Annotated in this window: 28 protein-coding genes; 9 read left to right on the top strand and 19 right to left on the bottom strand. The window is 56.0% G+C overall.

The window, feature by feature from the left end; all coding sequences use genetic code 11:
• Positions 1-195 precede the first annotated feature (195 nt).
• Positions 196-1,494 carry a glycosyltransferase family 2 protein gene (locus tag ACFFSY_RS21825; protein WP_377498032.1) on the top strand — a complete coding sequence of 433 codons (1,299 nt, stop codon included), beginning with the start codon at positions 196-198 and terminating at the stop codon, positions 1,492-1,494.
• Positions 1,495-1,499: 5 nt separating this feature from the next.
• Here the strand turns inward: ACFFSY_RS21825 and ACFFSY_RS21820 are convergent, their stop codons facing one another.
• From ACFFSY_RS21820 to ACFFSY_RS21800, 5 genes are all read right to left on the bottom strand, one after another.
• Positions 1,500-1,697: a hypothetical protein gene (locus ACFFSY_RS21820; RefSeq protein ID WP_377498030.1), complete on the bottom strand. Its 198-nt coding sequence runs from the start codon at positions 1,695-1,697 to the stop codon at positions 1,500-1,502.
• A gap of 13 nt (positions 1,698-1,710) precedes the next feature.
• Entirely contained in the window at positions 1,711-2,460 is a 750-nt protein-coding gene (locus tag ACFFSY_RS21815) for a DUF2642 domain-containing protein (protein ID WP_377498029.1), read from the bottom strand.
• Between the two features lie 58 nt (positions 2,461-2,518).
• Positions 2,519-3,538, bottom strand: coding sequence for a glycosyltransferase family protein (locus tag ACFFSY_RS21810; protein ID WP_377498027.1), 1,020 nt, complete (start codon positions 3,536-3,538; stop codon positions 2,519-2,521).
• A 327-nt stretch (positions 3,539-3,865) separates the two neighbouring features.
• Complete coding sequence (locus tag ACFFSY_RS21805) at positions 3,866-4,225, bottom strand: response regulator (protein WP_377498024.1); 360 nt, start codon at positions 4,223-4,225, stop codon at positions 3,866-3,868.
• Between the two features lie 108 nt (positions 4,226-4,333).
• Positions 4,334-5,185 carry a sugar phosphate isomerase/epimerase family protein gene (locus ACFFSY_RS21800; protein WP_377498021.1) on the bottom strand — a complete coding sequence of 284 codons (852 nt, stop codon included), beginning with the start codon at positions 5,183-5,185 and terminating at the stop codon, positions 4,334-4,336.
• A gap of 120 nt (positions 5,186-5,305) precedes the next feature.
• Here ACFFSY_RS21800 and ACFFSY_RS21795 point away from each other — a divergent pair, with 120 nt between their 5' ends.
• Positions 5,306-5,872 carry a MarR family winged helix-turn-helix transcriptional regulator gene (locus ACFFSY_RS21795; RefSeq protein ID WP_377498019.1) on the top strand — a complete coding sequence of 189 codons (567 nt, stop codon included), beginning with the start codon at positions 5,306-5,308 and terminating at the stop codon, positions 5,870-5,872.
• The gene (locus ACFFSY_RS21790) at positions 5,865-6,662 is read left to right on the top strand and encodes a class I SAM-dependent methyltransferase (protein WP_377498017.1); all 798 of its coding nucleotides are present in this window, start codon (positions 5,865-5,867) and stop codon (positions 6,660-6,662) included. The genes ACFFSY_RS21795 and ACFFSY_RS21790 overlap by 8 nt, the downstream gene beginning before the upstream one ends.
• 51 nt (positions 6,663-6,713) lie before the next feature.
• Here ACFFSY_RS21790 and ACFFSY_RS21785 read toward each other — a convergent pair whose 3' ends face one another.
• Positions 6,714-7,553 (bottom strand): fatty acid kinase binding subunit FakB, encoded by an 840-nt coding sequence (locus ACFFSY_RS21785; RefSeq protein ID WP_377498394.1) that lies wholly within the window; start codon positions 7,551-7,553, stop codon positions 6,714-6,716.
• 113 nt (positions 7,554-7,666) lie between these two features.
• Positions 7,667-8,605 (bottom strand): tyrosine-type recombinase/integrase, encoded by a 939-nt coding sequence (locus ACFFSY_RS21780; protein ID WP_377498392.1) that lies wholly within the window; start codon positions 8,603-8,605, stop codon positions 7,667-7,669.
• Between the two features lie 241 nt (positions 8,606-8,846).
• Here ACFFSY_RS21780 and ACFFSY_RS21775 point away from each other — a divergent pair, with 241 nt between their 5' ends.
• Entirely contained in the window at positions 8,847-9,662 is an 816-nt protein-coding gene (locus ACFFSY_RS21775; RefSeq protein WP_377498014.1) for a hypothetical protein, read from the top strand.
• A 67-nt stretch (positions 9,663-9,729) separates the two neighbouring features.
• Here ACFFSY_RS21775 and ACFFSY_RS21770 read toward each other — a convergent pair whose 3' ends face one another.
• Entirely contained in the window at positions 9,730-10,776 is a 1,047-nt protein-coding gene (locus ACFFSY_RS21770) for a cupin domain-containing protein (RefSeq protein WP_377498011.1), read from the bottom strand.
• Positions 10,777-10,954: 178 nt separating this feature from the next.
• Here ACFFSY_RS21770 and ACFFSY_RS21765 point away from each other — a divergent pair, with 178 nt between their 5' ends.
• On the top strand, positions 10,955-11,653 hold the full coding sequence (locus ACFFSY_RS21765) for a cupin domain-containing protein (RefSeq protein ID WP_377498009.1): 699 nt from the start codon (positions 10,955-10,957) through the stop codon (positions 11,651-11,653).
• 163 nt (positions 11,654-11,816) lie between these two features.
• Positions 11,817-12,878, top strand: a complete 1,062-nt coding sequence (locus tag ACFFSY_RS21760) for a hypothetical protein (RefSeq protein ID WP_377498007.1) — start codon at positions 11,817-11,819, stop codon at positions 12,876-12,878.
• 90 nt (positions 12,879-12,968) lie between these two features.
• Here the strand turns inward: ACFFSY_RS21760 and ACFFSY_RS21755 are convergent, their stop codons facing one another.
• The 9 genes from ACFFSY_RS21755 to ACFFSY_RS21715 form a co-directional block, all read right to left on the bottom strand.
• Positions 12,969-13,889, bottom strand: coding sequence for a DUF2167 domain-containing protein (locus ACFFSY_RS21755; protein ID WP_377498005.1), 921 nt, complete (start codon positions 13,887-13,889; stop codon positions 12,969-12,971).
• A gap of 211 nt (positions 13,890-14,100) precedes the next feature.
• On the bottom strand, positions 14,101-14,838 hold the full coding sequence (locus tag ACFFSY_RS21750) for a nucleoside phosphorylase (protein WP_377498003.1): 738 nt from the start codon (positions 14,836-14,838) through the stop codon (positions 14,101-14,103).
• A gap of 1 nt (position 14,839) precedes the next feature.
• A complete protein-coding gene (locus ACFFSY_RS21745; RefSeq protein ID WP_377498001.1) occupies positions 14,840-15,511 on the bottom strand; it encodes a sulfite oxidase-like oxidoreductase in 672 nt (223 codons plus the stop codon).
• Between the two features lie 18 nt (positions 15,512-15,529).
• Positions 15,530-16,447, bottom strand: coding sequence for an ABC transporter permease (locus tag ACFFSY_RS21740; protein ID WP_377498000.1), 918 nt, complete (start codon positions 16,445-16,447; stop codon positions 15,530-15,532).
• A complete protein-coding gene (locus tag ACFFSY_RS21735) occupies positions 16,431-17,459 on the bottom strand; it encodes an ABC transporter permease (protein ID WP_377498390.1) in 1,029 nt (342 codons plus the stop codon). The genes ACFFSY_RS21740 and ACFFSY_RS21735 overlap by 17 nt, the downstream gene beginning before the upstream one ends.
• Before the next feature lie 19 nt (positions 17,460-17,478).
• Positions 17,479-18,996: an ABC transporter ATP-binding protein gene (locus ACFFSY_RS21730; protein ID WP_377497998.1), complete on the bottom strand. Its 1,518-nt coding sequence runs from the start codon at positions 18,994-18,996 to the stop codon at positions 17,479-17,481.
• Positions 18,997-19,135: 139 nt separating this feature from the next.
• The gene (locus ACFFSY_RS21725) at positions 19,136-20,191 is read right to left on the bottom strand and encodes a BMP family lipoprotein (RefSeq protein ID WP_377497996.1); all 1,056 of its coding nucleotides are present in this window, start codon (positions 20,189-20,191) and stop codon (positions 19,136-19,138) included.
• A gap of 207 nt (positions 20,192-20,398) precedes the next feature.
• A complete protein-coding gene (locus tag ACFFSY_RS21720) occupies positions 20,399-20,683 on the bottom strand; it encodes a hypothetical protein (protein ID WP_377497995.1) in 285 nt (94 codons plus the stop codon).
• A 135-nt stretch (positions 20,684-20,818) separates the two neighbouring features.
• The gene (locus ACFFSY_RS21715; protein ID WP_377497993.1) at positions 20,819-21,304 is read right to left on the bottom strand and encodes a hypothetical protein; all 486 of its coding nucleotides are present in this window, start codon (positions 21,302-21,304) and stop codon (positions 20,819-20,821) included.
• Between the two features lie 155 nt (positions 21,305-21,459).
• Between ACFFSY_RS21715 and ACFFSY_RS21710 the strand changes: the two genes are divergently transcribed.
• Both ACFFSY_RS21710 and ACFFSY_RS21705 read left to right on the top strand, forming a co-directional pair.
• Complete coding sequence (locus tag ACFFSY_RS21710; RefSeq protein ID WP_377497991.1) at positions 21,460-21,702, top strand: hypothetical protein; 243 nt, start codon at positions 21,460-21,462, stop codon at positions 21,700-21,702.
• A gap of 185 nt (positions 21,703-21,887) precedes the next feature.
• Positions 21,888-22,217, top strand: a complete 330-nt coding sequence (locus tag ACFFSY_RS21705; protein WP_377497990.1) for a DUF5658 family protein — start codon at positions 21,888-21,890, stop codon at positions 22,215-22,217.
• 99 nt (positions 22,218-22,316) lie between these two features.
• On the opposite strand, the gene ACFFSY_RS21700 is transcribed toward ACFFSY_RS21705, so the two are convergent.
• Both ACFFSY_RS21700 and ACFFSY_RS21695 read right to left on the bottom strand, forming a co-directional pair.
• Positions 22,317-23,237, bottom strand: a complete 921-nt coding sequence (locus ACFFSY_RS21700; protein ID WP_377497988.1) for an aldo/keto reductase — start codon at positions 23,235-23,237, stop codon at positions 22,317-22,319.
• Positions 23,238-23,440: 203 nt separating this feature from the next.
• Complete coding sequence (locus ACFFSY_RS21695; protein ID WP_377497986.1) at positions 23,441-25,093, bottom strand: PucR family transcriptional regulator; 1,653 nt, start codon at positions 25,091-25,093, stop codon at positions 23,441-23,443.
• Between the two features lie 217 nt (positions 25,094-25,310).
• Between ACFFSY_RS21695 and ald the strand changes: the two genes are divergently transcribed.
• Complete coding sequence (ald, locus tag ACFFSY_RS21690; RefSeq protein WP_377497984.1) at positions 25,311-26,444, top strand: alanine dehydrogenase; 1,134 nt, start codon at positions 25,311-25,313, stop codon at positions 26,442-26,444.
• Positions 26,445-26,453 lie beyond the last annotated feature (9 nt).

Below are 26,453 nucleotides of genomic sequence, written 5' to 3'. Positions count from 1 at the left end.
GTTCGAAAGACGGAGCGTTTTTCGGTACGTCGCACGTCTACATTAGACGTCTGGCACGTGGCTGGAAAGCGTCACAGCGTACATACACCTAGCGGAGACGGCTGAAACAAGACCCGGAATGGTGCCGCGCATTCGCTAACCGGAATACAATGGTGAGAACGGCTATCTTGGCGAGCGACGGGAGGAGCAGCGGACATGATCGTGATTATCCTCGACTTCGATGACCGTCCTGCGGAAGCCAGACGGACGAGAGCGCAGCTCGAAGCTTCTCCGTCGTTCCAAGGATGCGATGTACATGTGTTGAAGGGCGATGTTGGCCGCAGCATGAACGACACCCTGCGCCAATACCCTTGCTGCTGGATCGTCACGCTGCTGGCCGGCGAGCGGCTGACGCCCGAGTTCGGCGCGCACGTGGAGGCGCTTATCCATCGGCTGCCGGATCGGGCTGCCGGCGCGCTGCCGCCGCCACGATCGGCCGACAGCGACGATCAGCCGCCTAGCAAGTTGCGCGGTCCGATCGTATGGCGGACTTCTGCGCTCTGCGGTTCAAGCTTCGGCGGATTCCCGGAACGCCGCGTGTTCCCCTTGGAGCGCTATGCACTGCCCCTGGTGGAAGCAGAACTGAGCGCCCAAGCGTGGCACTGGACGGTATGGGATAGCTCGTCCTGGTCTCCTTCACCGCTCAAAACGCCGCTTTGGCGCCGCTCCGAAGCAGCCGATCTCGCTTCCGAGCCTCTCATCTACGCCTCTCTAAGCGAACGGGAACCTCTCCAGAGCCCGCCGCTGTTTACGGTGGTCATATGCGCGTACAATGAAGCGAATTATGTAGAAGGAGCAATTCGCAGCGTGTTGACGCAAACGAATGCCCAATGGGAGCTTATCCTCGTCGATGACGGCTCCCAGGATGATACGGCTGTACGATTAGCCCAATATCGCGATCATCCGCGTATCGTGTATCTTGCGCACGCCGTCAATCGAGGCAAATCGGCAGCCCTGAACACGGGTCTGGCCGCAGCATCGGGGCAGTGGTTCGTCGAGCTGGATGCCGACGACTGGCTCGCCCCTGACGGTCTGGAACGGCTGGCGGGCGCCATAAGCCGTGAACCGTCGCACCCGCAAGTCATGTACTCCGCCCATTATCGGTGGCAAGAGCGCCATAACGGCGAGTTGGTCTTCACGGGACGCAGTCGCGATTCACGCGAGCTTGAACCAGAAGAGCTCATCCGAAGCGGCGAGACGGTCGCTCTGCGCGCCTATAACTTGGCCACGCTGCGAGAGCGAGGCGGTTGGCGAGTCGACGATCCGTTCGGCGGCCGGTGGTTCGAAGATATCGGTATGCTGGCCGCCTTGACGGGCGATAATCGCAGCGTATATGTGGAACAACCGCTTTATCATCGAAGGATACGAAGCGGGAGCCATTCCCGACAAGGCAGCGCGCGTTATCTGCACTGGAAGCGTTGGGCCGAATCGGAGCTTATGCGCGGACAGGGATGATGCGGCTACGAAAGAATGCGCACGAGCTCCGTCCTTGAAGCGCTAACCGTAGTCGGAGGCTCTCCGCCATATGCGGTCCCGCTCGTCTGCACCTGGAAGAAGCCGTCCCCGACGCCGATCAGGATTCCGCTCACGTATTGCGCCGACTGAATGACTTCCACCCTGCGACCGACATATCTGGCGAGCGCCGATAAGAAATTCATCGCATTCTCCTCCTTATTGGAATGAATTGATCTGCGCGATCGGAATCAACACGATCGCTCCCGACGCATCCGTAATCGCGATGTAATCGACGCCAACTTCGATGAGCGTGCCCGCTACCTGGCCTGCATCCGTTTCGACCACAATGGCTGTATTGATTCGAGGCTGCAGTATATTGGCGATAGTCGTCTCTCTTGACGTTAGCGCCGCTAATGCCTGGGTGAGCGCCTGGACCTGATTTTGCAAAGTTGCAATGTCCCCGGTTATGAGTTCAGCATATTCGTCCTGTTCCAGCGACAGCGCGTCTGCCCGTCTATTCAACAGGGTAACCTCGTCGCTTGTGCGAGCGGAAAGGGCGGCCGCTTCCCGGGCCAGCACCTGATATCGGCTTTGGAGCGAAGCAATCTCGCCGGTTATGCGCGTCGCATATGCATCCTCTTCCTGCGCAAGCGCGTCTACCCGTCTATTCAGTCCGACCATATCGTTGTTTGTGCGAGTGAATTGGGCAGTTAACCCTGTGACGGACTTCGTCAGACTTTCCACGGAATCGCTAATCGTGTCGATTGCTTGGAAGGTTTCTCTGCGCAGACGGCTGATCGCGCGCTGCCACGTGAGTTTGCGCTTACTTCTGCGTTTCACTTTCACGGAGCTTGCGCGGGCAAAAATAGATCCAACCAACGCTTTCCCATCGCTATTGCGCAAGACGTACCGTTGTGCCCCGCTGACGGATAATGCCGACTGTGCCTTCCCTACCGGTAATGCCATATGCGACTTCTCACTCCTCGCAGTATTAATATTGAACAAACGTGAACACGAGACGCGATTACGCTTCATCCAGTTTGATCTGAATATGCGCAAGCGCGATGCGTGCACGACTGAGCCATGAATTACGACGCGCGTGCTTCTGCCGATTGCGGATACGCATCGGATTGTTCTCCATGAGCGCACGGGCGGTAACGTCGGCAATGTTCCCCGCATCCGCCGTATAGACGATCGAGCCGAATTTCCGCAACTCCTTCATATCCGATGCGATGACCGGCTTGCCTGCGGAGATGTACTCGTAGAACTTGACCGGATCGCAGCCTTCGATCATCTCGGTGAGCAGGAACGGAATCAATGCCGCATCGAACCAGCTTAAATAACCAGGCAGCTCGCTGTAGTCCTTGATGGGCAGCACGGTGATGTTCGGGTGGGTGAAGTCCCGCTTGTATTGCGGGCTTTCGCCAATCACGACGACATCGAACCGGTCAGCGACCGCATTGATCAAGTCGAGATCGAGCCAAGGCGACACCGCGCCGTAATAGCCGATCAGCGGACGGCCTTCTGTGTCAGGCAAATCCAGCGGACGTTCCAAGCGCCGTTCCGCAGGCTGAAAATGCTCGAAATCCGCCCCGTTCGGCAGCAGCACCGTCTCAAATCCACGTTCTGCATGCTCGCGATAGATCGCCTCTGCCGACGCGAAGATCAGCTGTGTCTTGCGTTCCATCACGGGGACGACGTCCTTCCAAGCCGAGAATTCGCCTTTGGCCAGGTCACAAGAATCGAATACCGCCAAATCGTGTTCGTAGCAATCAATGAACCATCCCTGATTAACAGCGCACCAGAACACCAGTTTCCCTTTCACATAAGGCTTGAAATCGACGGATCGATGGATGATAACGAAGTTGGGCAATTCCTCGAAGGGATAATAGACAGGCTCTTCCTGATCATACAAATCCGCCGGATTAATAAATACGACATTCGCGCCGGCCTGGGCCAGCGCCTTCATCATTTGCTGCGGACGCTGATGCATGAAGCGATAGTCGATTGCGGGCGGATATACGATTGTGATAGTAGAATCCAACGTGTCAAAGCCTCCTTGCCGTTTTCTGGGATTCTACACGATATGAGGAGATCACGAAGAAAGTTTGTGCACCAACCTAGCAGGCTGTCCGCCTATGTCCCGGGTAGGCGATTGCCGCCGTTTTCGGACGGATAAAGGCAAATCATCGATCCCGCCTTGCTGCCGGTAAACACGGAGAATAGCCCCCATAGGGGCTATTCTCATTGCTTCCTACCTTTCTTCGCATAACTTGGCCGTGTGGAATTGAATATGAAAAGGCACCTGGACGTTGGCCCAGGTGCCTTTTTGCGATGAAACATGCAATACCGATAAGCAGTTGCGATGCGGTTAGCCTAATGCTTTCTTGACCGAATCCAGGACACGATCAGGCTGGAAAGGCTTTACGATGAAGTCTTTCGCGCCGGCTTGGATCGCTTGCACGACCATCATCTGCTGGCCCATTGCGGAGCACATGACGATGCGGGCAGTCGGATCGGATTTGCGGATTTCCTTCACGGCGTCAATGCCTTCCATCTCCGGCATCGTAATGTCCATCGTGACCAGATCCGGCTTCAAATTGTTATACCGTTCGATCGCGACAAGGCCGTTCTCGGCTTCCCCGACAACTTCATGCCCGCCCTTCGTCAAGATGTCTTTCAGCATGAGCCGCATGAAAGCGGCGTCGTCGACGACTAAAATTTTCGCCATAGGTTCCCCCTGAGATGAAGTGTCGTGTTGTTTTGGGACTAGTGTAACCAGAATGAGGGTGAAAATTGTACAACGCCCGCGCCTCTCACAAATTGTTGAAGCTACGCGCTATTTCCCGATGCCGTTCTCACCTTCGACATACGGGGCTACAAGCGGTTGAAGTCGTTCCAAACCTTGCCACATATCGCCCGGCCCATCGTAAATGAGCACGTAAGCGCCTTCGAACCCGCTGCCATGAGCGGCATCCAGACAAAGACGAAGCTCCGCTTCATCAGGCAAGCCATCCGGTGACTGTTGCGACTTCACGTGTACGGATTGACTAAGCGGCGCGGTCATTGCAATTTCGTCGAACTTGCCATCTCCGTAATAATTGCCGAAATCCGTAATGTAACCAAGCTTGCCTTCGCCATGTTGGACGAGCGCAACACCGTTAACGGCGCGAATTGTTAATGCCTTAAAATTCTCGCTTACCACGTGAATACCGGCTTGTCGCCCGAATTCTGCCAATTCCGTCAACGCTTGAGCCGATTGTCGCAAAGCGGCTTCGTCCGCGGCGTTCGCTTCTCCCGCGATGATCCGAATCCGGCGAGCGCCGCATGCAGCGCCGATCTCGATCCAGCGCTTCATCCAAGTCTTATCGGATGCCCTACGCGCTTCATCCGGCGAGGTGAGATCGCCGTAGTCTAGCAGCAAGGTGTCGAATAACATATCGGCACGTTCGAAACTTATTTTTAGCTGTGCCAGAAAATCGGCGTCCGTGGACGGAAAATGAAAGTGGCAGATTTCGAGCGCGCGGTATCCGCGTCTGGCTGCTTCAGCCGGCAAATCCAGCAGCTCGATCACTTGCGGCTGCTCTTCGATGTGCGTCTCCTGCGTTTGACGGGACTCGTTCCAATATGTCCAGCGCAAAGGTCCGAGCAGCCGGTGAAGGCTCCATGTGCTCACGGATAAATACGACATGTTTGTTTTCGCTCCTTCGTTTTGTTCAAGTATTACGTTTAGTTTAGCAGGATCGTCGTCGACTTAAAGCCTGCCCGTTAGCCGTGAATATACGCATTTTTGATATGAGGATGAAAATCCATGCTTGCAGGAATCGATTTCCAGACATATAATTGCTTTGCGCAAACAAATACAACGTTGGAGGGGCTAAAATTGGATCCAAACCTGCGTAACGACCGTCATCCCGCTTATGACGTGGCCATCGGCACTTTAAAGCTGATCAAAGAATTTCAGAAAGCGCAGGACGCGCGCACGGACATGGACCGGATGACCTTCGAGATTCTTATGTTCGTGCAATCGCGTGAGAATGCGCGCCCCCTGGCGCTCGCCCGTGAACTGGGCGTCAATCCTTCCTCGATCACCCGCCGCATTCAAGCTTTGATCAAAGACGGGTGGCTGGATGCCGCCAGCGATCAATCGGATGGCCGCGCAAGTCTGCTGCGGTTGACCGAACGCGGCGAATCGGCGTTGCTGGCTTTCCTGGATCGAAGCGTGTCCGTCATCCGCGAGCTGATGCAGGATTGGAAGGATGATGATCAACGCAAGCTTGCAGAACTTCTGCCCCGATTCGTTGACGGCATGACTAACCGTCGGCTTAATCGCGAAATGAAATCCACGCCTATTCTTAAGGAGGATCACGATGTCTAAACAATACGAGAACGCTGGCAATTACAATGCCCGGGTCTATCTGCACGCCGTATTCGGAACCAATCCGCAGCCATGGCCGCATTGGGTGTGGGAACAGATTCCCCCTCTCCGAGAGGCGAACATTCTTGAACTTGGCGCAGGCAATGGCATGCTGTGGCAAGCGAATGCGCATCGCATTCCCGAAGCCTGGACGATCACGCTCTCCGACTTCTCGCCCGGCATGCTTCAATCCGCTAGAGCTTCGCTCGCTGCCATGGAGGATAGATTCAATTGGACGATCATCGACGCCGTCTCCATCCCGTTCCCCGATGCATCCTTCGATGTCTTGATTGGGAATCATATGCTGTATCATGTTAGCGACCTGGATCGCGCGTTGGCTGAATTTAAACGAGTGCTCAAACCCGGCGGCCTGCTCGTCGCCTCCACGATCGGCAGCGGGAATATGAGGGAGATGGTCGAGCTCGCGCGAGCGTTCGACGCGAATTCGCACTACCCCGAAGTCGCTTACGGCATCCACTCCCGCTTCTCGCTCGATCATGGGGCAGACCTGCTCCGCGATCACTTTGAACACGTTGATCGTCGGATGTATCCGAATTCGCTGGTCGTGACCGACCCTGACGCCATCCTTCGTTATCTGCTCTCCTGCAATGGTCTGCTCAACGGAATCACCGCGCTTGCACCCGAAGACAGCGAACGCTTCTCCGCTTTCGTCCGCGATATTAACGAGCACAATCCGCTTACGATTACAACCTCAACCGGACTTTTTCTCGCCCGCAATACAATAAAATAGCACGCTCTCCCGAATGGAAAAGCGTGCTGGTTATGATCATGAAATCATGCCCTATTCCGCATAATAAGAAAATCCGATCGCGCCCGGCCCGGTATGCGTCGATATGATCGGGGTCGTCGTGCAGATGCGTACCGGCACCTGCGTGAAACGGGCAATCTCCTGCTGCAGCCGTTCGGCCAGCGGGAGGTTATCCGCGTGGGAAATTCCGATGCCTCGCACGATTTTGCCTTTAATGTCGAGCTCGAACCGTTCCATGAGCGTCTTGACGATCTGCGAGGAGGTTCTTACTTTCGCTACCGGCGCGTAGACGCCTTGCTGCAGCATCGCGATCGGCTTGATCTTCAGGATCGTGCCCAAGATGCCGGCCGCTTTGCCGATCCGTCCGCCTTTGATCAAATTCTCCAGCGTCTCGACGACGACGAACAACGACGTTTGTTCGAAAATCTCTTTCACCCGTGCGACGATCGATTCAACCGTGCCGCCCTCGCGAGCCAGACGAGCCGCTTCGATCACTTGGAAGCCAAGCGCTTGCGAGATCATCTGAGAGTCGATCACTTCCACCCGGCTGTCGGACATCTCCGCCGCAGCGCATGCCGTTGCATACGTACCGCTCATCCCGCCGGTCATATGAATCGAAATGATCGTGTCGCCATTCGCGCCAAGCCGGTCATATACTTCAAGAAACGCGCCAACCGCAGGCTGCGACGTCTTCGGTAATTCGTTGGATGCGATCATGCGCTGGATGAATTCGTCCGGCGAGATCGTCACCGTATCTAGAAACGATTCGCCATCTACGTAAATCGAGAGTGGAATTACCTCAACATCGTACTGAGCAAGCAGCTCTCTAGGCAAATCGGTAGTGGAATCAGTCACAATCTTAATGGCTGGTATGTTATTCGCCCCCTAGTTGTTATCCGGCCAATTGTTGCTAAAGCCGCCAGTCATTATACGTCGTCCTGCATCTTTCGTCTCAGATTTGACGCGAAAATTCGCGTTATTGGCTGCTAACGCAGCGCGGTAATGCTCTCCGGGATAGCCGGACGCACCTTCTCCATCGCGAATTTCTTCGTCTCGACCGAGATGTGGGTGTAAATCTGCGTCGTGGAGATATCCTCGTGTCCAAGAAGCTCCTGTACCGTCCGCAAGTCCGCGCCGCCCCGAAGCAGCTCCGTGGCGAAGGAATGGCGCAGCTTGTGCGCCGACAGCCGCTTCCCGCGCAATTCCGGATACGCTTCCAACAATCCGGCCAGCGAGCGTTCGGCGATCGTCTGCACCATCCGTCTGCTAATTCGGCGGCCGAATTGCGAGACGAAGAAGGCCTGCTCGTCCCGTCTGGTCTTCGGCTGCATCCGCTGCATAAGGCATAACCGCAGCAGCTCCGCCAATTCAGCGGGCAGCGGTACGTAACGCCACTTCTCTCCTTTGCCCAGTATACCAAGAATAGATGACTTTGTGTCGAAATCCGTCACATTCAATCGAACTATTTCACCGACGCGCAGCCCCGCGTAGGACATGAGCGCCAGAATCGCCGTATCGCGCAGCTTGTACTTGCCGGAGACGAACTTCAACGTCTCGTCCAGGTCGCTTTTGTCCAGGTAAGACGGCATCTTGTTCTTCGCCACCTTAGCCTTTGGAATCTCCATGGCCGGATTGGCGGTTACACGGTCGAATTCTCGCAATACCTTGTACAACAGCCTTACCGCCGATTGGCTTCGGTTGCGGTATCGCGCCCCGGCGCCTGCTTCGCGAATCCGCGTCAAATACTGCATGACGTCGATTTTGTCCGCTTCGCCCAATGGCTTCCCGTCGAGCTCGTCAAGAAATCGCCTCACATCGCGAAGATAGCCCAGCTGCGTTTCTTTCGAGTACCCGCGGTCTTTCATATAGTTCGAGAACAGGCTCAAATCCCGCTCGTACAGCTCCAACGTCTCGTCCACCGGCATCACCTTCTGTCCATCGCGCACGCAAAAAGTCGCTCACAATCGAAATTGCGCGAAATATAGATTTCATGCAATTTTTAATTCGACATTTGGCGGCATTTTCCTGCGACAAAATCAAGGTTGCATGCGAGTTTTTGGAATTGGAACAATTTAAACATGCCATATTGTACTTGCCAATCTGTAATGGTCCCCTTCTCTCTCCGATATCTCTTGTAGCGCAATCGAACGTCAAGGAGGACACCTCGTGTTAGTCCGCAAAAATCGTTTCATGCTCAGGTCTGGTCTTGCCGGCATAATAATCAGCAGTCTCGTACATGTGATGCACAGCTTCCAGCAATTTGGCCGCGCGTCTTCACCAGCCGGAGGTCACGCGCCGCTTGTATATATGCAGCTCATCGTGATGATCGCTCCGATTCTTATCTGGACGGCAGCCTGCATGCTCTATCGGGCCGACGCTGCGCATCCCGCATTGCCGCTCTTAAACAGCCTGACCTTGATCGGGTCCTGCACGTCCAGCGTCATGGACGGCGGTGGATTGGCCGAGTTACACTTCTTATTCATCGCGGCTATCGCAGTGATCGCCTATTACGAGCCTATTCGGCTAGCTCTCGTATCCGCCCTCCTCATTGTCGTCATCCTAACGACCGGTCTGCTTCTTGATTCGAGTTGGTTAACCGATGCAAAGCTGCATTCCGCTCGTCCATGGTTGTTTCTTGCAGCGTTCTTGTTCGTGACCGCAGCGGCTGCAGCCATGCAAATTCGGGCAAAATCCGCCATTTCGAAAACGCTTACTTCAAACGATGCAGCGGCATTGGATCTTGCCCATCATTTCGCCGCAGCGCATGAAGTTGAAGCTCTAAAACATACGAATGCGAATCGGGATCAAGCACGTCATGACGAGGTCCGATCTCTGAGCCAATCGGCTCCAGACGGAAACCAGCCAAGCGCCGGCGGATCATGCATTCCCGCACGGCAGCCAGAGCATCAAGCGAGCAATTTGGAGAAAGCGATGAGAGAATTCGAACGCCGCTCCGCGAATTCTGGTCTCCCACCCGCCTAGGATGCCGACGCACAAGAAGACACTGCATTCCCTAACTGGGGACGGCAGTGTCTTCTTGTATATGACGCTATTTCTGGAACCACGATTCTACGATCTGACGCGCGACACTTGGCTCACAGCCTCTGTTGATTAAATTGGCGACCGCGGCTGCTTCACGCAACGACTGCTCGGCGGAGACGTCGCCCGCTTCTTGTATGCTGCTCTGCACCCATGGCTCAATCGCTTGCAGCGTCTCGGTCATGAGATTGCGTTGATACGGATAGGTCGAGGCTTCATGCCCGCCGACGTGGTACGGCGGCTGTTGACCGTAATCCGATTGATGTCCATGATATGATGGTTGCCCATAATCCGGTTGTTGTCCGTAGTCCGACTGTTGTTCGTGATACGGCTGCTGTCCGTAGTATGGCTGCTGTCCGTAGTCCGACTGTTGTTCGTGATACGGCTGTTGTCCGTAGTATGGCTGTTGCCCGTAGTACGGCTGTTGTCCTCCATAATACGGCTGACCATCGTGCGGGTGCCCGTATGGCAGCGGCTTCCATTCCTGTTTAGCGCCAGCGTCACTGCAATCCGATTTTTCTTTGCCTTCGAAGAGGTCGCAGCCTTTCGGAGGACCGAAAATCACCGCTTCCTTGATCGGCGAGATCGCCTTCGCATACTCTTCCTCGTTCACGCAGAACGCCCGTTGCACGACATCCTTCACGCTGCACATGAGATCCGCTCCGAAGACGATATCCGGTGTCGGTACGTCGAAGATCGTCAGGAAATGCGTTTTGTCGCTAAGCGCCACGATCCAGTGAAACCAGCCTTTGGGGAAGACCGATACTTGACCCGGCTTTAGCCGGTAGGTCATCAACTTTTGGGTGAACGGATTGAAGACCGACGTAATCACCTCGCCGCAAATGACGAACACCATCTCGGTCGAGTTCGTATGCCAGTGCGGATTGACCATCGTGCCTTTACTCATATGCACATTGAAAAAGCCGTTCTCAATCGCTGGAAATTGCTCACCGAACAATTGCGTAATATAGTTCTTCGAATCGCGCTTCGAATTGACAACCTCGGTCGAATCGGCGCTGAGCGTAAGACCTGGCGTTTTGAGAATGAAATTATCCATGGGGCGGTTCCTCCCTGTCTAGGTAAACGTCCATTCACTGTATGCCTAGCCCGCGCATTGTGTCACTTGCAAGAGCTGCTCAAATCGGCATCGTGGGCACATACCTACTTCGCGTGCATAAGATACGGTCATCGGGATATTCACCCCCACCCCACCGAAAGGCAGGAATCGGAAGACCATGAATTCGTATATGGATTTTACTTCGCCGAACGTGCAGTTCTTTTATGATCTTAGCCAGAACCAGACCACGAAGAAGGATGACCGGAATTACATTAACGCCCTCTCCGTCAATCAGCTGAATACGCTTGGGAACGTCTCTTTGCTCGATATCTACTTGAGCAAGTCCAACATCGTTGAGCCTCATATCCACCAGAACGCATCTGAGCTCGTCTACCTCGTCTCGGGCGGGGCGATCGTCTCGCTGATCAACCCGTTCACGAAGAAGCTGATCAATATCCCGCTCGCCCCAGGTCAAGTCGCCAATGTGCCGCAAGGCTGGTGGCATTACGAAATCGCGACCACCGACGACACGCATATTCTGGCCATCTTCGACGCGCCTGTGCCGGAATTTATCGCGGGCTCGGATCTCCTGCGTTTGACGCCTGCCAGCGTGTTTGCCCATTCGTACTGCCTCGATGAAAGAAAAGTGAAGGAAGCGTTCGCTCCCATTACCGATACGGTTGTCATCGGTCCGCCTGCCGGTTGCCATTCGGACGTCCATCCTGCTCCCGTTAAGCCTCATCCGCAGGCGCATAGGACGCCGGACGCGAACTATTATTACGCGCCGGCAATCTCGCAGACGGCGTATGACGCGAACGAAGCCGCATCCGTGTACGGCAACGGGTGGCAAGGCTGGCGGAATCGCAATCCTTGGTAATCGGCGCATCTTGCGCGATCGGCGTCCGGCCCTATCAGCCGGATGCCTTTTTTCGCGCTGCGCATACATAAATCGAGAGGAATGGAACACCCTAGAACATGTTGCTCTACCGGAAAGTGCCAATCGCCCATTCCGGCTACACCATGTACAGGAGGCAATGCGTATGCGTCAAATCATGCTGAGGCCGGATTTAAAAACTGCTGGCGGAGAAGTCAGCGATATTCTGCTCGACGGCCGGTACGTGGGTACGCTCACGATCGTCTATCGGGAAGGCGACCGGGCTGCCGGCTCTGCCCAATTGGACGAGGGCGTGCTCCCGAAATCCGACAAAAAAGAAGTGATCGCGTTCCTCCAGCAATATGTGCAAATGTTTAGCAACGCCGTGCTGGCCGAACACTGCGACGTGCTGATTACATACAGCGGCTACGACCGCATCGTCTCGTTCAAAGACGGTCTGGAGACCGATTTGGAGAACGGCTACACCTCCTTCACGGACGAGATTCCGACCGATGACGAAGATGAGGAAGCGGATGAATACGAAGATGGCGATGAAGACGAAGAATTCGAGTATGAGTGGCAGAGCAGCGATGAGGATGTCAGCTTCGAACTCGTCGTCATCGAAGAAGACGAAGAGTCCGCGGAATATCATGTGTACGACGATAATGACAGCCGGGTAGCCAAAATATATTTGGGCATCGAAGAAGGCCAAGTCAACGGCGACGTCAATTGGAAGTACGAGCCGGATGAAGATGCCGTCTCGTTCATCACCGAGCTCGTCATTCGCGATTTCGACGACAAGCAGATTCACAGCTTCCAGCTGCGCCACCTGCATAAAGGGACGGTCATCCAAACGGCGGAGATGACCTCCGAAGACGAGGATGAGGATGAGGATGAGAATCCGTTCGGCTGGCAAGCGCCGGATGATCTATACGAGGTCGTGCTCGTCCGCGACGACGGCGATGCGCTAACTTACGAGATCTACGATCCGGAAGAAGACGGCAGCCATCCGATTGGCACCGCGACGGTCGACATCCATCAGCGCCGGTTAAGCGGCTATATTGATTTCCGCGATCTGATCCAAGTTGAGAACGCCGCCGAGATTGCCGCGATCCTCATGCGCGAATTGGACAAGGAGCGCGACTACGACGGCTTGAATCTGTCGCTCATGCACCGAAATGAACATATTGACGACATCGTGATCGATAATGAGTTGGTTGATATTTAAAGTCGTTAAATATATTAGTTAACGTCATAAATTAAAAAATGACAGCAGCTCCACCTTCTCTTGGAGCATGCTGTCTTTTGGTTTGTTGAACTAGTTCGTAGTCGAGTTACCGTCGTTCGATTGTGTAACCTCGACGGTTGCTTTCTTCTGCGAACGTCCGCGGATGAAGCGCCAGATGGCGGCGAAAGCGGCTACGATAATGATCCAACCTTTCTTGGCGAAAAGCAAGATCGCGGCAAGGAGGCCTACTTTCTTGGCCACGACAAGCCCGGCTCCCCCCAGGATCAACCCGGTCAAACCGAATTCCGCTTTCTTGTCCGTGCTCGGATCGTAGGCTTCGTAACGGCTCGAATCTTTCAACCCGAAGGCGGCCAGAACATCCTTCTCGGCTGTTTGACGGTCCGCGCTCAAATGTTCCGGGTCGGATACGAGTATGGCGGAGATGACGCCTTCCCGCGTTAATATTCTCACATTATAATTGATGAGCTTATTATCTTGGGCATCATGCGCGAGAAGCGACCAGGCCAGGTGGTGAAGGTTCTCGTCATAGAATGGTTCCACATCCCATCCATCGACGAACATATGATAGGCGGGATCAAGCTCCTCATTGCGCGCTTCCGTGCCTTTCTTATAGCTCTTCAGCAATTCTGCCGCGTCGATGTCGTCCTTCTCGTCATCGGCAATATGACCCGTCGCCTCGTATTCGAAATACATCGCCCAGCCCTGCGTCTGGTCGGTCGGAACGACAAAACCGATCTCATTGCCGGTCGCGACCCCGCCTGACATTTCTTCGTACGCTTGCGTGTCCGTTCCGTTCAAGAACGCATATCCCGCTCCGAGCTTTAGCTCAGCCAAGTTGTCGCCCATGTCAATTTTTTGCCCGGTTCCTTCGATCCAGTTCAACTGCGGCTCCGCGTTGCTCGTCGTCGATGTTTCGGCAACGACTGCCGAAGGCAAAATCGATGCCGCGAGTACGGTGCTTAGCGCTAATGTTAGTAGTCCTTTTCTCATGTGTAATACGGCCCCTGTTCCTATATATGTTAGTCGTTCAATCCTTTAGTAGGATAACAGAACAAGTTAAAGTTGTATATACCTACCTTTAAGATCGTGAACTTTTTAACACTAAAGAACCCCCTTGTCATCGGAATGACAAGGGGGTTGAATTTGAATATGAATTTGAATTCGGTCGTCTGTAACCCGCATCCCGTGCGGATGTCTTCTTCTATCCTTCGTGCCGCGCCAACACGGTCATCGCCTCTAAAGCCGCGCGAATCTCGGCTTCCACGGCCTCGGCGACAATGTTGCGGTGCGGATCGTAGCCTTCGTCCACCGCGGTGGAATCACCGTCGAGCGCCACGATCGCGCCAGCGCGGATGCCTCTGAGTGCCGCGATCACATACAGCGCCGAGATTTCCATCTCGACAGCGATAACGCCGGCGCGCTTGTACGTCTCGTGCGGCAATTCTACGGCGCCGCTGAAGAATGCGTCGATCGTCAGCGTAATTCCTTTGGCCACCGCCCCAGGCGGGTTAGACGCAAGCGCGGCTTCATACAGCGCATCCGTCACTTGGCTGTCTGCGACGGCCGGGAATCCAGATGGCACGAGCTGGCGGGTCAGTCCTTCTTCGCGCGCGGCCGCGGTGCTGACGATCAGACTTCCTGCCGCGAACGAACCGGATAGCGATCCGGCAGTGCCGACGCGGATGATCGTTGTCACGCCGGCTTTGATTAATTCCTCGAAGCAGACCGCCGCTCCAGGGCAGCCGACGCCGTGACTGACGACGGCGAGCTCCACGCCCTTATACCGCCCTTTGAACGTGCGGTATTCCCTTGCGTGGCCCAGCTCTACCGCGTCATCCAGCTTGCTTGCGATGGCTGCGGCACGGAAAGGGTCGCCGCAGACGATAGCCAGCTTAGGCACGTCGTCCGACTCAATTTGAAGAATAGGCAGTATCGCCATATCAATCGAACTCCTTTCGCGTCCACTCGTCTTCCGGAATCGGCAGCGCCTCGCCGGAGAACCGCTGCTCGAGGAACGGATCTGCCGTATTATGGAAGCCGTTGCGCTCCCAGAAGCCCGGCCGGTCCTCGGTCATGAATTCGATGCCTCGCAGCCACTTGGCGCTCTTCCAGAAATACAAGTGCGGCACGATCATCCGCAGCGGGAAGCCGTGCTTGTCCGTCAGCGGCTTGCCGTCATAACGGAAGGCGAGCAGGACGTCGTCACGCATCAAATCCGCAAGCGGCACGTTCGTCTCATAGTCTTCATCCGCGTGCAGCATAACGTGTTTCACTCGCTCGTCAATGCCCAGCAGCTTGGCAAAGTCGCGGAATCGTACGCCTTCCCAGACGGTATCGAATTTCGACCAACGGGTTACGCAGTGAATATCGCACGTGACGCTTGCCCGCGGCAGCGCCAGCAGCTCGTCCATCGTGAACTCGAGCGGCTGCGCCACCGCTCCGAAGACCGATAACCGCCAAGCGTCCAAGTCGTAGACAGGGACCTCCCCCTCGTGCAGAATCGGGAAGCGATCGGTCAGCATCTGGCCGGGCGGCAGACGATGGCGAAGGTGCTCTTCGATCTGGACTTGAGGCGTTTTGCTTTTCTTGAGCCGTTCGGCTTTGTTGTGCATCGCTTGAACCTCCAGTCGTTATTTGTGGTCGAGACGGCCGGATTGACGTAAGTAAGATTTGTCCTTGAAGAACAGCATGACGAGAATCGTCATCGCGTACGGGAACATCATCGTGAAGTGCGTCGGCACCGAGAACCCTTGCAGCCTCGTGCTCAGCGTATCGAGGAAACCGAACAGCAGGCTTGCCCCCATCACGCCGATCGGGTTGCTCTGGCCGAGCATCGTCGCCACGAGGGCGATGAATCCGCGGCCGGCCGTCATGTTCTCGGTGAACAATGTCACCTGGCCGAGCGACAGCTGCGCCCCTGCCAGTCCGCACAGAATGCCAGCGAACAGTATCGCGCCGTATTGGTAGCGGCGGACCGGCAGCCCGAGGCTCTTGGCCGCGACCGGATTCTCGCCCACCGCCAGCAGCCGGAAGCCCATAACCGTGCGGAACAGGAAGAATTGCAGGACGGCGACTAGAATGAACGCCAGATAGACAAGCGGCGTATGGCCGGATAACAGATCGCCTACTACTGGAATGTCCTGCAGGAGAGGGATATTCCACTTCGGAAGTCCGCTCATCGCGCTGTCGCGGAATTGTCCCTTCACGCCGAATATCGCGAACAGACTGAACGCCGTCAGTCCCGTTGCCAAGAAATTAATCGCCGTCCCGACAACGATCGCGTTCGCCTGCAAGCCGATGCATAAGTACGCGAACAGCAGCGACAGCGCACCGACGCACAAGCACGCGAACAAGACGCCGAGCAGGACGTTATCGAACCAATAATTGCCCAGGATCGCGGTGAACGCCCCGGTTAACATCATCCCTTCAAGCGCTACATTGAAAATGCCGACACGCGCGCACATGGCGCCGGCGAGCGCGGCGAGCAGCAGCGGTGCCACTTTCCATAAGGTAGCGCTTAGAAGCGACCAATCAAGCAGCGTTTCCATCGGCACCCCTTCCTTTCCGACGTTTCAGGAAGGAGAACGTCACCCTTGCCGAAACGAACAATATCAAACTGGATTGAATGACGCTCGAGATCTCGAGGGGCACTTCGGTATTGCGCTCCACGCCCATCGCGCCGGTCTGCAGCGCAGCGAGCAGAATCGCGGCGAGCGCCGATCCGATCGGATTGGAGCCGGCGAGCAGCGTCGCCATGATCGCCGACCAGGCATAGCCGGGCGACGTAATCATGTTGTCAATGTAGCGGTACTGGGTGCCGAGCACCTCGAACGTGCCCGCAAGCCCCGCCAGCGCTCCGCTGATCAGCATGCTCGTCAGCATAAGCGAGCCGCGCTTCACGCCGCCGAATGCCGCGAACAGCGGGTTGCTGCCCAGCATGCGAATTTCGTACCCTTTCGCCGTATACGCAAGGAACCAAGCCAGGAGCAGCGCCGCGATGATCGCGACGATGAAGCCCGCATGCAGCGTCATGCCTGCGAACAGCTTGGGCAGCCACGCGGCGCTGCCTAGCATCTCCGTCTGGGCACCGCCTGTACCGCCCTTCTCCTTCAACGGAAAGGCAACCAGATACCCGGCGGCATACATGGCGATATAGTTGAGCAGCAGCGTCGTAATAAGCAGGTTCAATTTGAAGCGCGTATCCAGCCATCCTGCCAGCAGCGACCACAGTCCGCCGGCCAGCATGCCCGCGAACGCGGCAGCTACGATTTTGATTAGTCCGTTCCCCGGCACGTACAGCGCGGCCAGCGCCGCGGCCAATGCGCCAAGGATCATTTGACCTTCCGCGCCGAGGTTGAAGAAGCCCGCCCGGAACGCGAGCGAGACGCCAAGCGCCGCGAGAATGATCGGCGTCGCCCGCGTGAAGGTGCTCGTCGTGAAGTAGAAGCTGCCGAACGCGCCTTTCCACATCTCGGCGTACGTGTCGATGACCGATCCGCCTACGGACCAGATCGCGACCGCGCCAACGAGCAGTCCAAGCGCGATCGCCATGAGCGGCATGCCGAGCGCTTGTGCATATTTATTCCAATTGATCCGATTCAACGCGGCCACCTCCCGCCATCAGCATGCTGATTTTCTCTTCCGTCGCTTCTTCGGCGGTCAGCTCGCCGGCGATCAAGCCTTCGTACAACACCAAGATCCGATCAGAGAGCTTCAGAATCTCGGTCAGCTCCGAAGACACGAGCAGTATCGCGCCTCGTTCTTCGCGCCGCTTGAGCAGTGCGTCGTGGATCGTCTCCATGGCGCCGATATCCACGCCGCGCGTCGGCTCGGCCGCAATGACGAATGGCGTGCCGTGCGCCATCTCGCGGGCAACGATCAGCTTCTGCATATTGCCCCCGGATAGATGCTTCGCCTTCGTATCGAGCGAAGCGGTCTTGACGTTGAATGCCTTCACCCACTGCGACACCGTGTCGCGTATGCGGCCTTTGCGCAGAATGCCGCTATTGCTGTGCGTTCCTACATGTCCCATCAGACCGTTGTCCGCGACGCTCTCTTCCTTGGCTGCTCCCCACAAGTAGCGGTCTTCCGGAATATGTGCGAGTCCCGCCTGCCGGAACTGACCCGCGTCCTTGTTCGTCACGTCCGCGCCGCCCAGCATCACCCGGCCAGAATCGATCGTGCGAAGGCCGGATACAGCCTGCAGCAGCTCCGACTGACCGTTGCCGGACACGCCTGCGATGCCGACGATTTCCCCTTCTCTTACCGTGAAGCTGACCCGATTCAGCAGCGGCTTGCCTCCCTTGGGGCCGAGCAACGTCACCTGATCGACCGTGAGCACCGCTGCACCAGTATTGGCTGCCGTCCGTACGAACGGCGCAAGCTCGCGGCCGACCATCATCCGCGATAGCTCTGCCGCATCGGTGTCCGCCGCGTTCACCGAGCCCGTCACTTTGCCATCCCGAAGCACGGTAATCCGATCGGCGGTTCCGAGCACCTCATGCAGTTTGTGGCTAATAAGAATGAAACTGATGCCCTGCGCAGCCAGTCGACGTATGGCTTGGAGCAGCCATTCCACTTCCAGCGGCGTGAGCGCGCCGGTCGGCTCGTCGAGGATGATCAGCTTCGCCCCTTGATTGAGCACCTTCAAAATTTCGATCCGCTGTTGAACCCCGACTGGACAATCGGCGACCTTGGCCATCGGATCGACGGGCATGCCGTATTTCTCCGACAGCGCGCGCACGTGTTCGGCCGCAGCCTTCCGATCGAATTTGCCGCCGGATTTGGGCTCCCGGCCGATGACGATGTTCTCCGCTACGGTGAACGACGGGAACAGCATGAAATGTTGATGAACCATGCCGATTCCCGCATCAATCGCATCGGATGGCGCGGCGAATGCACGCGGCTGGCCTTGAATAAGAATCATGCCTTCAGTCGGCTGCTCTTCCCCGTACAACATGCGCATGAGCGTCGACTTTCCCGCCCCGTTCTCCCCGACAAGCGCGTGCACCTCGCCTTCGCGCAGCGAGAAATCCACTTCGTTGTTCGCGGTCAGATTGCCGTAACGTTTCGTAATGCCTTCCATCTGCAGCAGCATCGTGCCAGCTCTCCTCTCCTTGTTGATCCCCTTCCGTGCTTTTCGTTTCTTTGTTCGGATACGCAGCCAGCAAATCGTCATAAGACGCGAGAAACCGGCTGCTGGATGGCAACCGGTTCAGTACGCATATTACGATTGATTATGGGGCGAGCGGGTTCTTGACCGTCACCGCGCCGGATACGATATCGTCGCGGATTGTCTTCAGCTTGTCCACGTTCTCTTGCCCGATGAATGGGCTCAGCGGCGAAGACGATTCCGCCGTAACGAACGTGATGCCGACGCCGTTTTCTTTCAGGCCGTAGCTGATCGAGCCAAAGGTGAAGTTGCCTGCCGCGAAATCTTTCGCCGTTTCGTACGTGACGGTATCGGTTTCTTTCAATTGGGACAGCACGACGTGCTCCGGATCTTCGCCCGTGCGGTCGGTATCTTGCCCGGCCGTGTAGAAGCCTTTCTCCTTCGCCGCTTCGAATACGCCGGAATCGCCTACCGCGGACATGCCTGCAACGAAGTCCGCGCCTTGCGACTGCTGCAGGAGCGCGAGCTCTTTCGCTTTGGCCGGATCCGTGAAGCTGCCGACGTAGTTCACGAGGAACTTGGCATCAGGCTTGACCGACTTGAGGCCTTGCTCGAAGCCCGACGTGTATTTGCCGAGCAGCGGCACATCCATCGCCACGACCGCGCCAACCGTGCCCGTCTTCGTGGACAGACCGGCTGCGGCGCCGAGCAGATAAGCGGCTTCATGCTCGCGGAACTCGATGCTGCGCACGTTCGGCGCGTCCACGACCGTATCGATGATCGCGAACGATTGGTCCGGATTCTCGGTCGCGACCTTCTTCAGCGCGTCGGCGGCGGAGAACGCGGCCGTGATGATCAGATCGTACTTCTCGGCAACCGCGGCGCGGAGATTCTGTTCGACCTGTGTCGGGTCGGCCGATTCGATGACCTTCGTCTCCAGCTTGAACTCGGCAGCCGCCTTATCCAAGCCTTCGACCATTTGAGTGAAGAACTGATTGACGCCGATCTTCTCCGGTGTCACCAGCACGACGCGCTTCTTGGCTTCGCCGTTGTTCGTCCCGCCCGATTCCGAAGCCGACTTGCCCTCGTTGCCGGCGTTGTTGTTCGCGTTGCCGCCGCAAGCCGACAAGACGACGGTCAAGGCGAACAGCACGAGCGTTAAGATTGTCCATTTTTTCATGATGGTTTCTCTCTTCTCCTCTCACTCTTTAAACTGCTAATGTATACTAATTTAGTAGGAAATAAACGGGATGTCAATGCTATTCCATCTTTTATTTGCAGAATTTTGCGGATAATTGTAAAACTCTGTCGAATCAGTTATTGGTTGCACAAAATCAATAAAAAAACACCAGCTTTGATGAAAGCTGGTGTCCCTGCTGCTGGAAATCTACTGGAATAAAGCATGCATGCAATCGACGAACATCTTGTTGTATTCGGTACGCGTCAGATCCTTGCTGCACGCAATATCGCGTCCGAGAAACTCGTACCATGTAATGACGGTATTGTCTTTCTTATACACGAACTTGCCATCCTCCAGCGAGAACGTCTCGTTGTCGATCTTCGGCACGTTGCCGTAGTCGAGCTTCTCGCCCCGCTTGTCCGCCGCCATTTGCGCGAGCAAAATCAACATTTTGAACGGATCGTCGAAAATTTCATACTGCTGCTCCGCCATTTGCTCCCCACTCCTTCTCGTCTGTTTCCCAAATTTTACTTCAACGCGCGCGCTCACGAAATGGGAAAACGCAAACTGATGATATTTTCGAAGAAAATCAGGAGAATCACGAAGATTCCGAGTATCGCTGCGCTTTTAGCCCGCTGGCGAGAAGCCTTCTTCAGCCAAATACGTCTCGGCTTCCTCAAGCGTCTCGAACGCGGATTCCAGATTCAAGCCCGAATAGATATACCAGAGCTCGTCCTCATGTTTGAGGAGCAGCTGCTGATTGTCCGCGTTCGTCCACGTCTGCTCCTTCGCCCGCTTGCGTTTTCGCTTGGACGGCACCTCCGGCTCCTCCTCGCGAACGGACAACGACGCGATCGACTTTTCGATCCACGACCGAATCTCGTCCTCGCTCAAATCACGCAGATTAAGGAAGCCTTTGTCATCGACCGACGCGCCTTCAACCATCCCGGCATAGATGTAGCCGTTCCCGTTCCGGTGGAGGTGATACACGACGTTCTTCTTATCATATAAGCTGTCTTCAAATTGGAAATTAATGCGCCCCAGTGAAACGTCCTTGCGGACGAGCTCGGGGAAGGATGAACATACGTCGAGTTTTTGTTCGAAAGTTAGCATAAGAGGCCTCCGGCGTTTCAAGGTTATGAGTGGATTATAGCATGCCTTCGCTCGCGCACCAAACGCAGAAACCAAGGCGTTGACGTTCTAAAGCCGCTGCCCCGCTCACCGCATACACTGCTGCAGATATTCAAATGGAAAGGAGATGATCAACGATGTTCATGCCGAATCCGGGTTCGATGCCTGGCAATTGGACCATTCAGCAAAAGGCGATGGCGCTCGTTGGACGTCCAGCCGGATTGGCCATGCGCAGCGGGCAAGGCATAACTGGCGTTATTTGCGGCGTTCAGAACGGCGAGGTGTACGTCATGCAATACTTGTATGCCCAACAATTTGCGACATTTCACTACCCATTACAAGACGTAGCGGACATTTGGCCTTTCCCGGGATGCGGCTAACGCAAGCAACGCAAGAATAAGATCTTGTCGGGCGAGGAGAATCCCGTACGCGTAGGCATAAACTTTCTTTCTTGTATGCAGGATAAGCACTTGCATGCTAAGGATACATTTCGTATCATTATGGTGCAGACAAGGACTCTATCCCCAGTCCTGGTATTTTCCCCTGACGCGAGGTGCTTGCTAGCATGCTGCTTAATTGGACCGTCCGGCTCCCGATGCGGACGATGGCTCTGCTGTTGATCGTGTTCGGCTTTACCGACGCCTTGTTTACGGATATCGGCCTGCGCATGCGATTAATTGAAGAACTGAATCCGTTGATCAGAGCCATTTACGAATGGAACGTCTGGAGCTATTATGGCTGGAAGCTGGCCATTCCATCGATCCTCCTGCTCCTCCTCCCCCGCCTTCAGAACAAACGTTGGCTCTGCGTCCTTCTCCTACTGACCACGATTATTTACGCCGCGGTCAACGTCTACCATCTGTTTTGGGTATCGCTCGCGATCCACACGCTGTAAGACAGCTTGACCTGTACGATTCGTTACATCCGAGAAATAGCGAAGAGCCCTGCCAATCGACAGGGCTCTTATCGTTACGCGCCAATTCGCATCATTGATTTACGGCGTCGTTGCCGACGGATGCTCTGACTCCACCAATTCCACGGCGCTCGCATTGGCGCGAACCTGCTCCGGATTTTTGCAGCCCGGGATGACGGCCGTCACGGCTGGATGCCTGAGGCACCAAGCTAACGCCCATGCGGCCATATCCACGCCTTCCGGCACTTCATCGCGCGCGATCCGCTCCACTTCGCGAAGCTTCTCCTCTGTTGCCGCCGCGTCATGCCGATGCCGTACGTCGGTCGCGTCGAATACGGCGCCTGGTTTGTATTTGCCGCTCAAATAACCGCTGGCGAGCGGTACGCGGGCGAGCACGCCGAGATTTTGCCGTTGGCAGGAAGGAAAGACGTTCTCCTCCGGTACGCGGTCGAGCCGGTTATAGACGACCTGAATCGCCTCCGACCCGACTTTCGTCGACGCCTCGGTCTGGTGGATGTTCGCATTGCTGCCGATCGACGTGCCGAGGTGGCGGATTTTGCCCGCTTTCACCTGCGCGTTCAGCACCTCCCACAGTTCCTCGTTATCGAATACGGCATCGGGTCCGGAATGAAATTGATACAGATCGATATAATCGGTCTGAAGCGCGCGAAGCGACGCGTCAAGTTGTACGATGACGTCCGATGCGGCAAATTTATCAGTGCGGGTGAAACGCTCGTGGAATTGATGGCCGAACTTCGTCGCCACGATCCACTTGTCACGCTGCCTGCGCGACAGGTAGCTGCCGATGAGCGACTCCGAGAGATGATCGCCGTAACATTCCGCCGTATCGATCAGGTTGATCCCCTGCTCGGCTGCTTCGTCCAGAATAGCGTCGACCTCATCCTGCGTAAACTCCATGCCCCACTCGCCGCCGAACTGCCAAGTCCCGACGCCGATGACGGATACCGGCAGCAGCGTTTTGCCAAGCGTACGATATTTCATTGGAAACTTCATCCTCTCTACATGGGTTTGTCTATATTAAATACGATGCGGACAGGCGAAGTCAAAATTGATTCATGTCATTAATGATTCGATATAAGTTTACATAACTTTCGCTATGTAATCTATCATGATTGGATTCATGACCTACCATATAGACTAAACGCATCCAGCTCGCTCAGCCTTCTGCATAAATTAGGCATTCATTACGGTCTGCCCGACCGGTACATCAGCAGCGCCATCTCCAAGCAGATCCGACGCGACGGTTCGAAGAAATCGTCTCCCAATATTTCCGTCAGCTTGCCAATCCGGTGATACAGCGTCTGCCGGTGGATGAATAACCGGTTGGCTGTATCTTGCTTGGAACCCGCGCACTTGAAATAAGCGTCGAGCGTGTCAATGAGCTGGAAGCTGTTGTCTCTGTCGTGTGCGATCAGCGCGCCGAGATGCGTATCGACGAAGGTCCGATGAACGGCGGGGTCCGGGATGGCCTTCAACAATTGATAGATGCCGATCCGCTCGTAGAATAAGACACCTGCCATCCCTGGCACATCTCGCGACACTTCCAGCGATTGCCGCGCTTCGCGGATGGCCGCGTGCAGCTCGGTCAGCATGGCTCGGAACCGTCCGAAGCCCGCATGCATGACGATCCGCTGGGGACGAGTACGCGCGAATTCGTTCAGCTCGTCATGCAGCCGCTGCAGCGCTCTCTCCAGCCCTCTGGCAGAGTCTTCGTTGATCTTCTCCTTGGCGATCAGGACGTGTATCCGGTTCTGCTGCGAGGCCAGCAAGCCATACAGCCCCTGCTTCTTCAGCAGCGCGCGAAGCAGCACGACGAAATCCTGATAATCCGATTCCTTCTGCTCCCGATCGACTTCTGTCTCGCCGTACGCGAACTCGATCATGCCTCCTGCAAACCAATACGATTCTTTGCCACGGACGCGCAGTCCCATTCTAGCCCGCGCCTCTTCCTCATCTTCGACGCGGCGTTCCATAATGTCGAGCACGAGCTGATTCTGGTCACGCTGAATCTTCTCCTCTTTGAACAGCGTCCGCATCAGCATCGTGCCGATTGATTGCGCCGCGTAGTCCAGCATGACGACCGTCGTATCCCCCGGTTCGTGGCGACGCGGCTGAAGCACGCCGATATAGGCCAGCGTCTGATCGAAGCAGACGATCGGATGGAGCATGACGTTGAGCTCTGAATCCAGCTGCAGGACGGCCGGCTCGCCATTGTGCGACTCCCCTTCCGCATAAGCTTTCATCGCTGCCGTGATCGCATACGCCAGCTCGGGGGCTGCCTTCGGATAGAAGCGGTTCGTCTCGACGAAGGAAATATAAGCGACTTGCTTGCTCGTGAACTCATGCAGCAGCCGGAGCACCGCGGAGATATCGGTCGTCGCGAGCGTCAGCTTCTGGAACCTCCGCGAGAATTGCTCGAGACTCTTGAGCAGCTGATGCTGCTGGTTAATGAGCAGCCCGTGTATGTCCTGCGTAATCGTCACGAACCGTACCGGTTCCGCGAAGACGATCAACGGGAAGTCGTGGCGCTCGCAATAATCGATGATCGCTTCCGGGATCGCCGTGATGCTCGTGCCGAGCTCGATGCACAAGCCGGCGGCTTCCTGCCGGATCAACTGCTCCAAATAGGTTAATCCGCCCTCTGCTTCTTTCATCCACAAGCCAGTCGATAGGATCAAATCGTCTTTGCTTACATAAGGCGCCACATTCGTGATTTCTAATATATGAACCCATTTGACGGTTCGATCGACGCCATTGCGTCCCGCCGCCAGCTTCGCCGCCTTGAAGACCGGCCTGCGCAGCAAGTCTTGAACACGTACCGCCTCGTTTTTCTCCATCTCATCACCCTGACATTTCCAATTGGACGAACTTCGCCAATATGTATGACCGATGAGGCCCAGAACGCCCATCTTACCCTTCATATTATACAAGATGTCTAGCGTAGGCATCATCCATTTCGTCCTTAAATTGGGCCAAACGTTATACAAAACGTATGATGTAACGTTCTCTGACACGATGTACGATGAAAGCAACAAAACACCGAGGTGATCGAGAATGAGAATTGGACTGCCGAAAGAAATCAAAAACAACGAGAACCGCGTCGCCTTGACGCCTGCCGGAGCAGCCGAACTGATCCGCCGGCAGCATACGGTCATCGTCGAGCATAACGCCGGTATGGAGAGCGGCTTCACGAACGAGGAATACGCCGCAGCCGGTGCGATTGTCGCGGGAACAGCGGCCGAAGTCTGGCAGCAATCGGACATGATCATGAAAGTCAAAGAGCCGGTCGCGAGCGAATACGGTTATTTCCGCCCCGGCCTCATCCTTTTCACCTATCTGCACTTGGCAGCCGACGCCGCGTTGACTCAAGCGCTCGTCGAATCCGGCGTCACTGCCATCGCTTACGAAACCGTCGAGGTGAACGGCACGCTGCCGCTCCTGACGCCGATGAGCGAAGTAGCCGGCCGGATGGCCGTTCAGATCGGCGCGCAGCTGCTGGAGCGTCCGAAGGGCGGCAAAGGCATCCTGCTCTCCGGCATTACGGGCGTTGCCCGTGGCAACGTCGCCATTATCGGCGGCGGCGTGGTCGGCACGAACGCGGCAAGCATTGCGATCGGACTCGGCGCGAACGTCGCCATCCTCGATACGAACGTGAATCGACTACGTCAGTTGGAGGAAATCTTCGGCCGCAATATTCAGACGCTCGTCTCGACGCCTGCCAATATCGCGCAAGCGGTCGCCCAATCCGACTTGCTCGTCTGCGCCGTCTTGATCCCGGGCGCGAAAGCGCCAACGCTCGTACCGGAAGCCGTCGTGAAATCCATGCGCCCGGGCTCGGTCATCGTGGACGTTGCCATCGATCAGGGCGGCATCGTCGAGACGATCGACCGCATCACGACGCACGACGCGCCAACCTATGAGAAACACGGCGTCATCCATTACGCGGTAGCCAACATGCCTGGCGCAGTTCCCCGGACGTCTACGATGGGGCTAACGAACGCGACGCTTCCTTACGCGCTGCAAATCGCCGGCAAAGGCTGCGAAGCCGCGATCACGTCGAATGCGGCCATTCGAAGCGGCGTTAACGTGTTGAACGGGTCGGTCACCTACGAAGCGGTTGCGACGGCGCTCGGCTATCCGCACGTCACCGTAACAGCCGCGCTCGATGCCGCCCGAGTCAAGGCATAACCCGTTGAC

It is taken from the genome of Paenibacillus aurantiacus (assembly GCF_042431225.1).
GTDB classification, from domain to species: domain Bacteria; phylum Bacillota; class Bacilli; order Paenibacillales; family Paenibacillaceae; genus Paenibacillus_Z; species Paenibacillus_Z aurantiacus.
The sequence above is the reverse complement of the archived record's forward strand: the minus strand, read 5'-3'. Positions and strand labels throughout refer to the sequence as shown.

Bases quoted from the DNA above. Each gene is read 5' to 3' on its own strand.
- ACFFSY_RS21825 (WP_377498032.1), top strand. From the start codon at position 196: ATGATCGTGATTATCCTCGACTTCGATGACCGTCCTGCGGAAGCCAGA.
- ACFFSY_RS21820 (WP_377498030.1), bottom strand. From the start codon at position 1,697: ATGAATTTCTTATCGGCGCTCGCCAGATATGTCGGTCGCAGGGTGGAA.
- ACFFSY_RS21815 (WP_377498029.1), bottom strand. From the start codon at position 2,460: ATGGCATTACCGGTAGGGAAGGCACAGTCGGCATTATCCGTCAGCGGG.
- ACFFSY_RS21805 (WP_377498024.1), bottom strand. From the start codon at position 4,225: ATGGCGAAAATTTTAGTCGTCGACGACGCCGCTTTCATGCGGCTCATG.
- ACFFSY_RS21800 (WP_377498021.1), bottom strand. From the start codon at position 5,185: ATGTCGTATTTATCCGTGAGCACATGGAGCCTTCACCGGCTGCTCGGA.
- ACFFSY_RS21795 (WP_377498019.1), top strand. From the start codon at position 5,306: ATGCTTGCAGGAATCGATTTCCAGACATATAATTGCTTTGCGCAAACA.
- ACFFSY_RS21790 (WP_377498017.1), top strand. From the start codon at position 5,865: ATGTCTAAACAATACGAGAACGCTGGCAATTACAATGCCCGGGTCTAT.
- ACFFSY_RS21780 (WP_377498392.1), bottom strand. From the start codon at position 8,605: ATGCCGGTGGACGAGACGTTGGAGCTGTACGAGCGGGATTTGAGCCTG.
- ACFFSY_RS21770 (WP_377498011.1), bottom strand. From the start codon at position 10,776: ATGGATAATTTCATTCTCAAAACGCCAGGTCTTACGCTCAGCGCCGAT.
- ACFFSY_RS21765 (WP_377498009.1), top strand. From the start codon at position 10,955: ATGAATTCGTATATGGATTTTACTTCGCCGAACGTGCAGTTCTTTTAT.
- ACFFSY_RS21760 (WP_377498007.1), top strand. From the start codon at position 11,817: ATGCGTCAAATCATGCTGAGGCCGGATTTAAAAACTGCTGGCGGAGAA.
- ACFFSY_RS21755 (WP_377498005.1), bottom strand. From the start codon at position 13,889: ATGAGAAAAGGACTACTAACATTAGCGCTAAGCACCGTACTCGCGGCA.
- ACFFSY_RS21750 (WP_377498003.1), bottom strand. From the start codon at position 14,838: ATGGCGATACTGCCTATTCTTCAAATTGAGTCGGACGACGTGCCTAAG.
- ACFFSY_RS21745 (WP_377498001.1), bottom strand. From the start codon at position 15,511: ATGCACAACAAAGCCGAACGGCTCAAGAAAAGCAAAACGCCTCAAGTC.
- ACFFSY_RS21740 (WP_377498000.1), bottom strand. From the start codon at position 16,447: ATGGAAACGCTGCTTGATTGGTCGCTTCTAAGCGCTACCTTATGGAAA.
- ACFFSY_RS21735 (WP_377498390.1), bottom strand. From the start codon at position 17,459: ATGCCGCTCATGGCGATCGCGCTTGGACTGCTCGTTGGCGCGGTCGCG.
- ACFFSY_RS21730 (WP_377497998.1), bottom strand. From the start codon at position 18,996: ATGCTGCTGCAGATGGAAGGCATTACGAAACGTTACGGCAATCTGACC.
- ACFFSY_RS21725 (WP_377497996.1), bottom strand. From the start codon at position 20,191: ATGAAAAAATGGACAATCTTAACGCTCGTGCTGTTCGCCTTGACCGTC.
- ACFFSY_RS21720 (WP_377497995.1), bottom strand. From the start codon at position 20,683: ATGGCGGAGCAGCAGTATGAAATTTTCGACGATCCGTTCAAAATGTTG.
- ACFFSY_RS21715 (WP_377497993.1), bottom strand. From the start codon at position 21,304: ATGCTAACTTTCGAACAAAAACTCGACGTATGTTCATCCTTCCCCGAG.
- ACFFSY_RS21710 (WP_377497991.1), top strand. From the start codon at position 21,460: ATGTTCATGCCGAATCCGGGTTCGATGCCTGGCAATTGGACCATTCAG.
- ACFFSY_RS21705 (WP_377497990.1), top strand. From the start codon at position 21,888: ATGCTGCTTAATTGGACCGTCCGGCTCCCGATGCGGACGATGGCTCTG.
- ACFFSY_RS21700 (WP_377497988.1), bottom strand. From the start codon at position 23,237: ATGAAATATCGTACGCTTGGCAAAACGCTGCTGCCGGTATCCGTCATC.
- ACFFSY_RS21695 (WP_377497986.1), bottom strand. From the start codon at position 25,093: ATGGAGAAAAACGAGGCGGTACGTGTTCAAGACTTGCTGCGCAGGCCG.
- ald (WP_377497984.1), top strand. From the start codon at position 25,311: ATGAGAATTGGACTGCCGAAAGAAATCAAAAACAACGAGAACCGCGTC.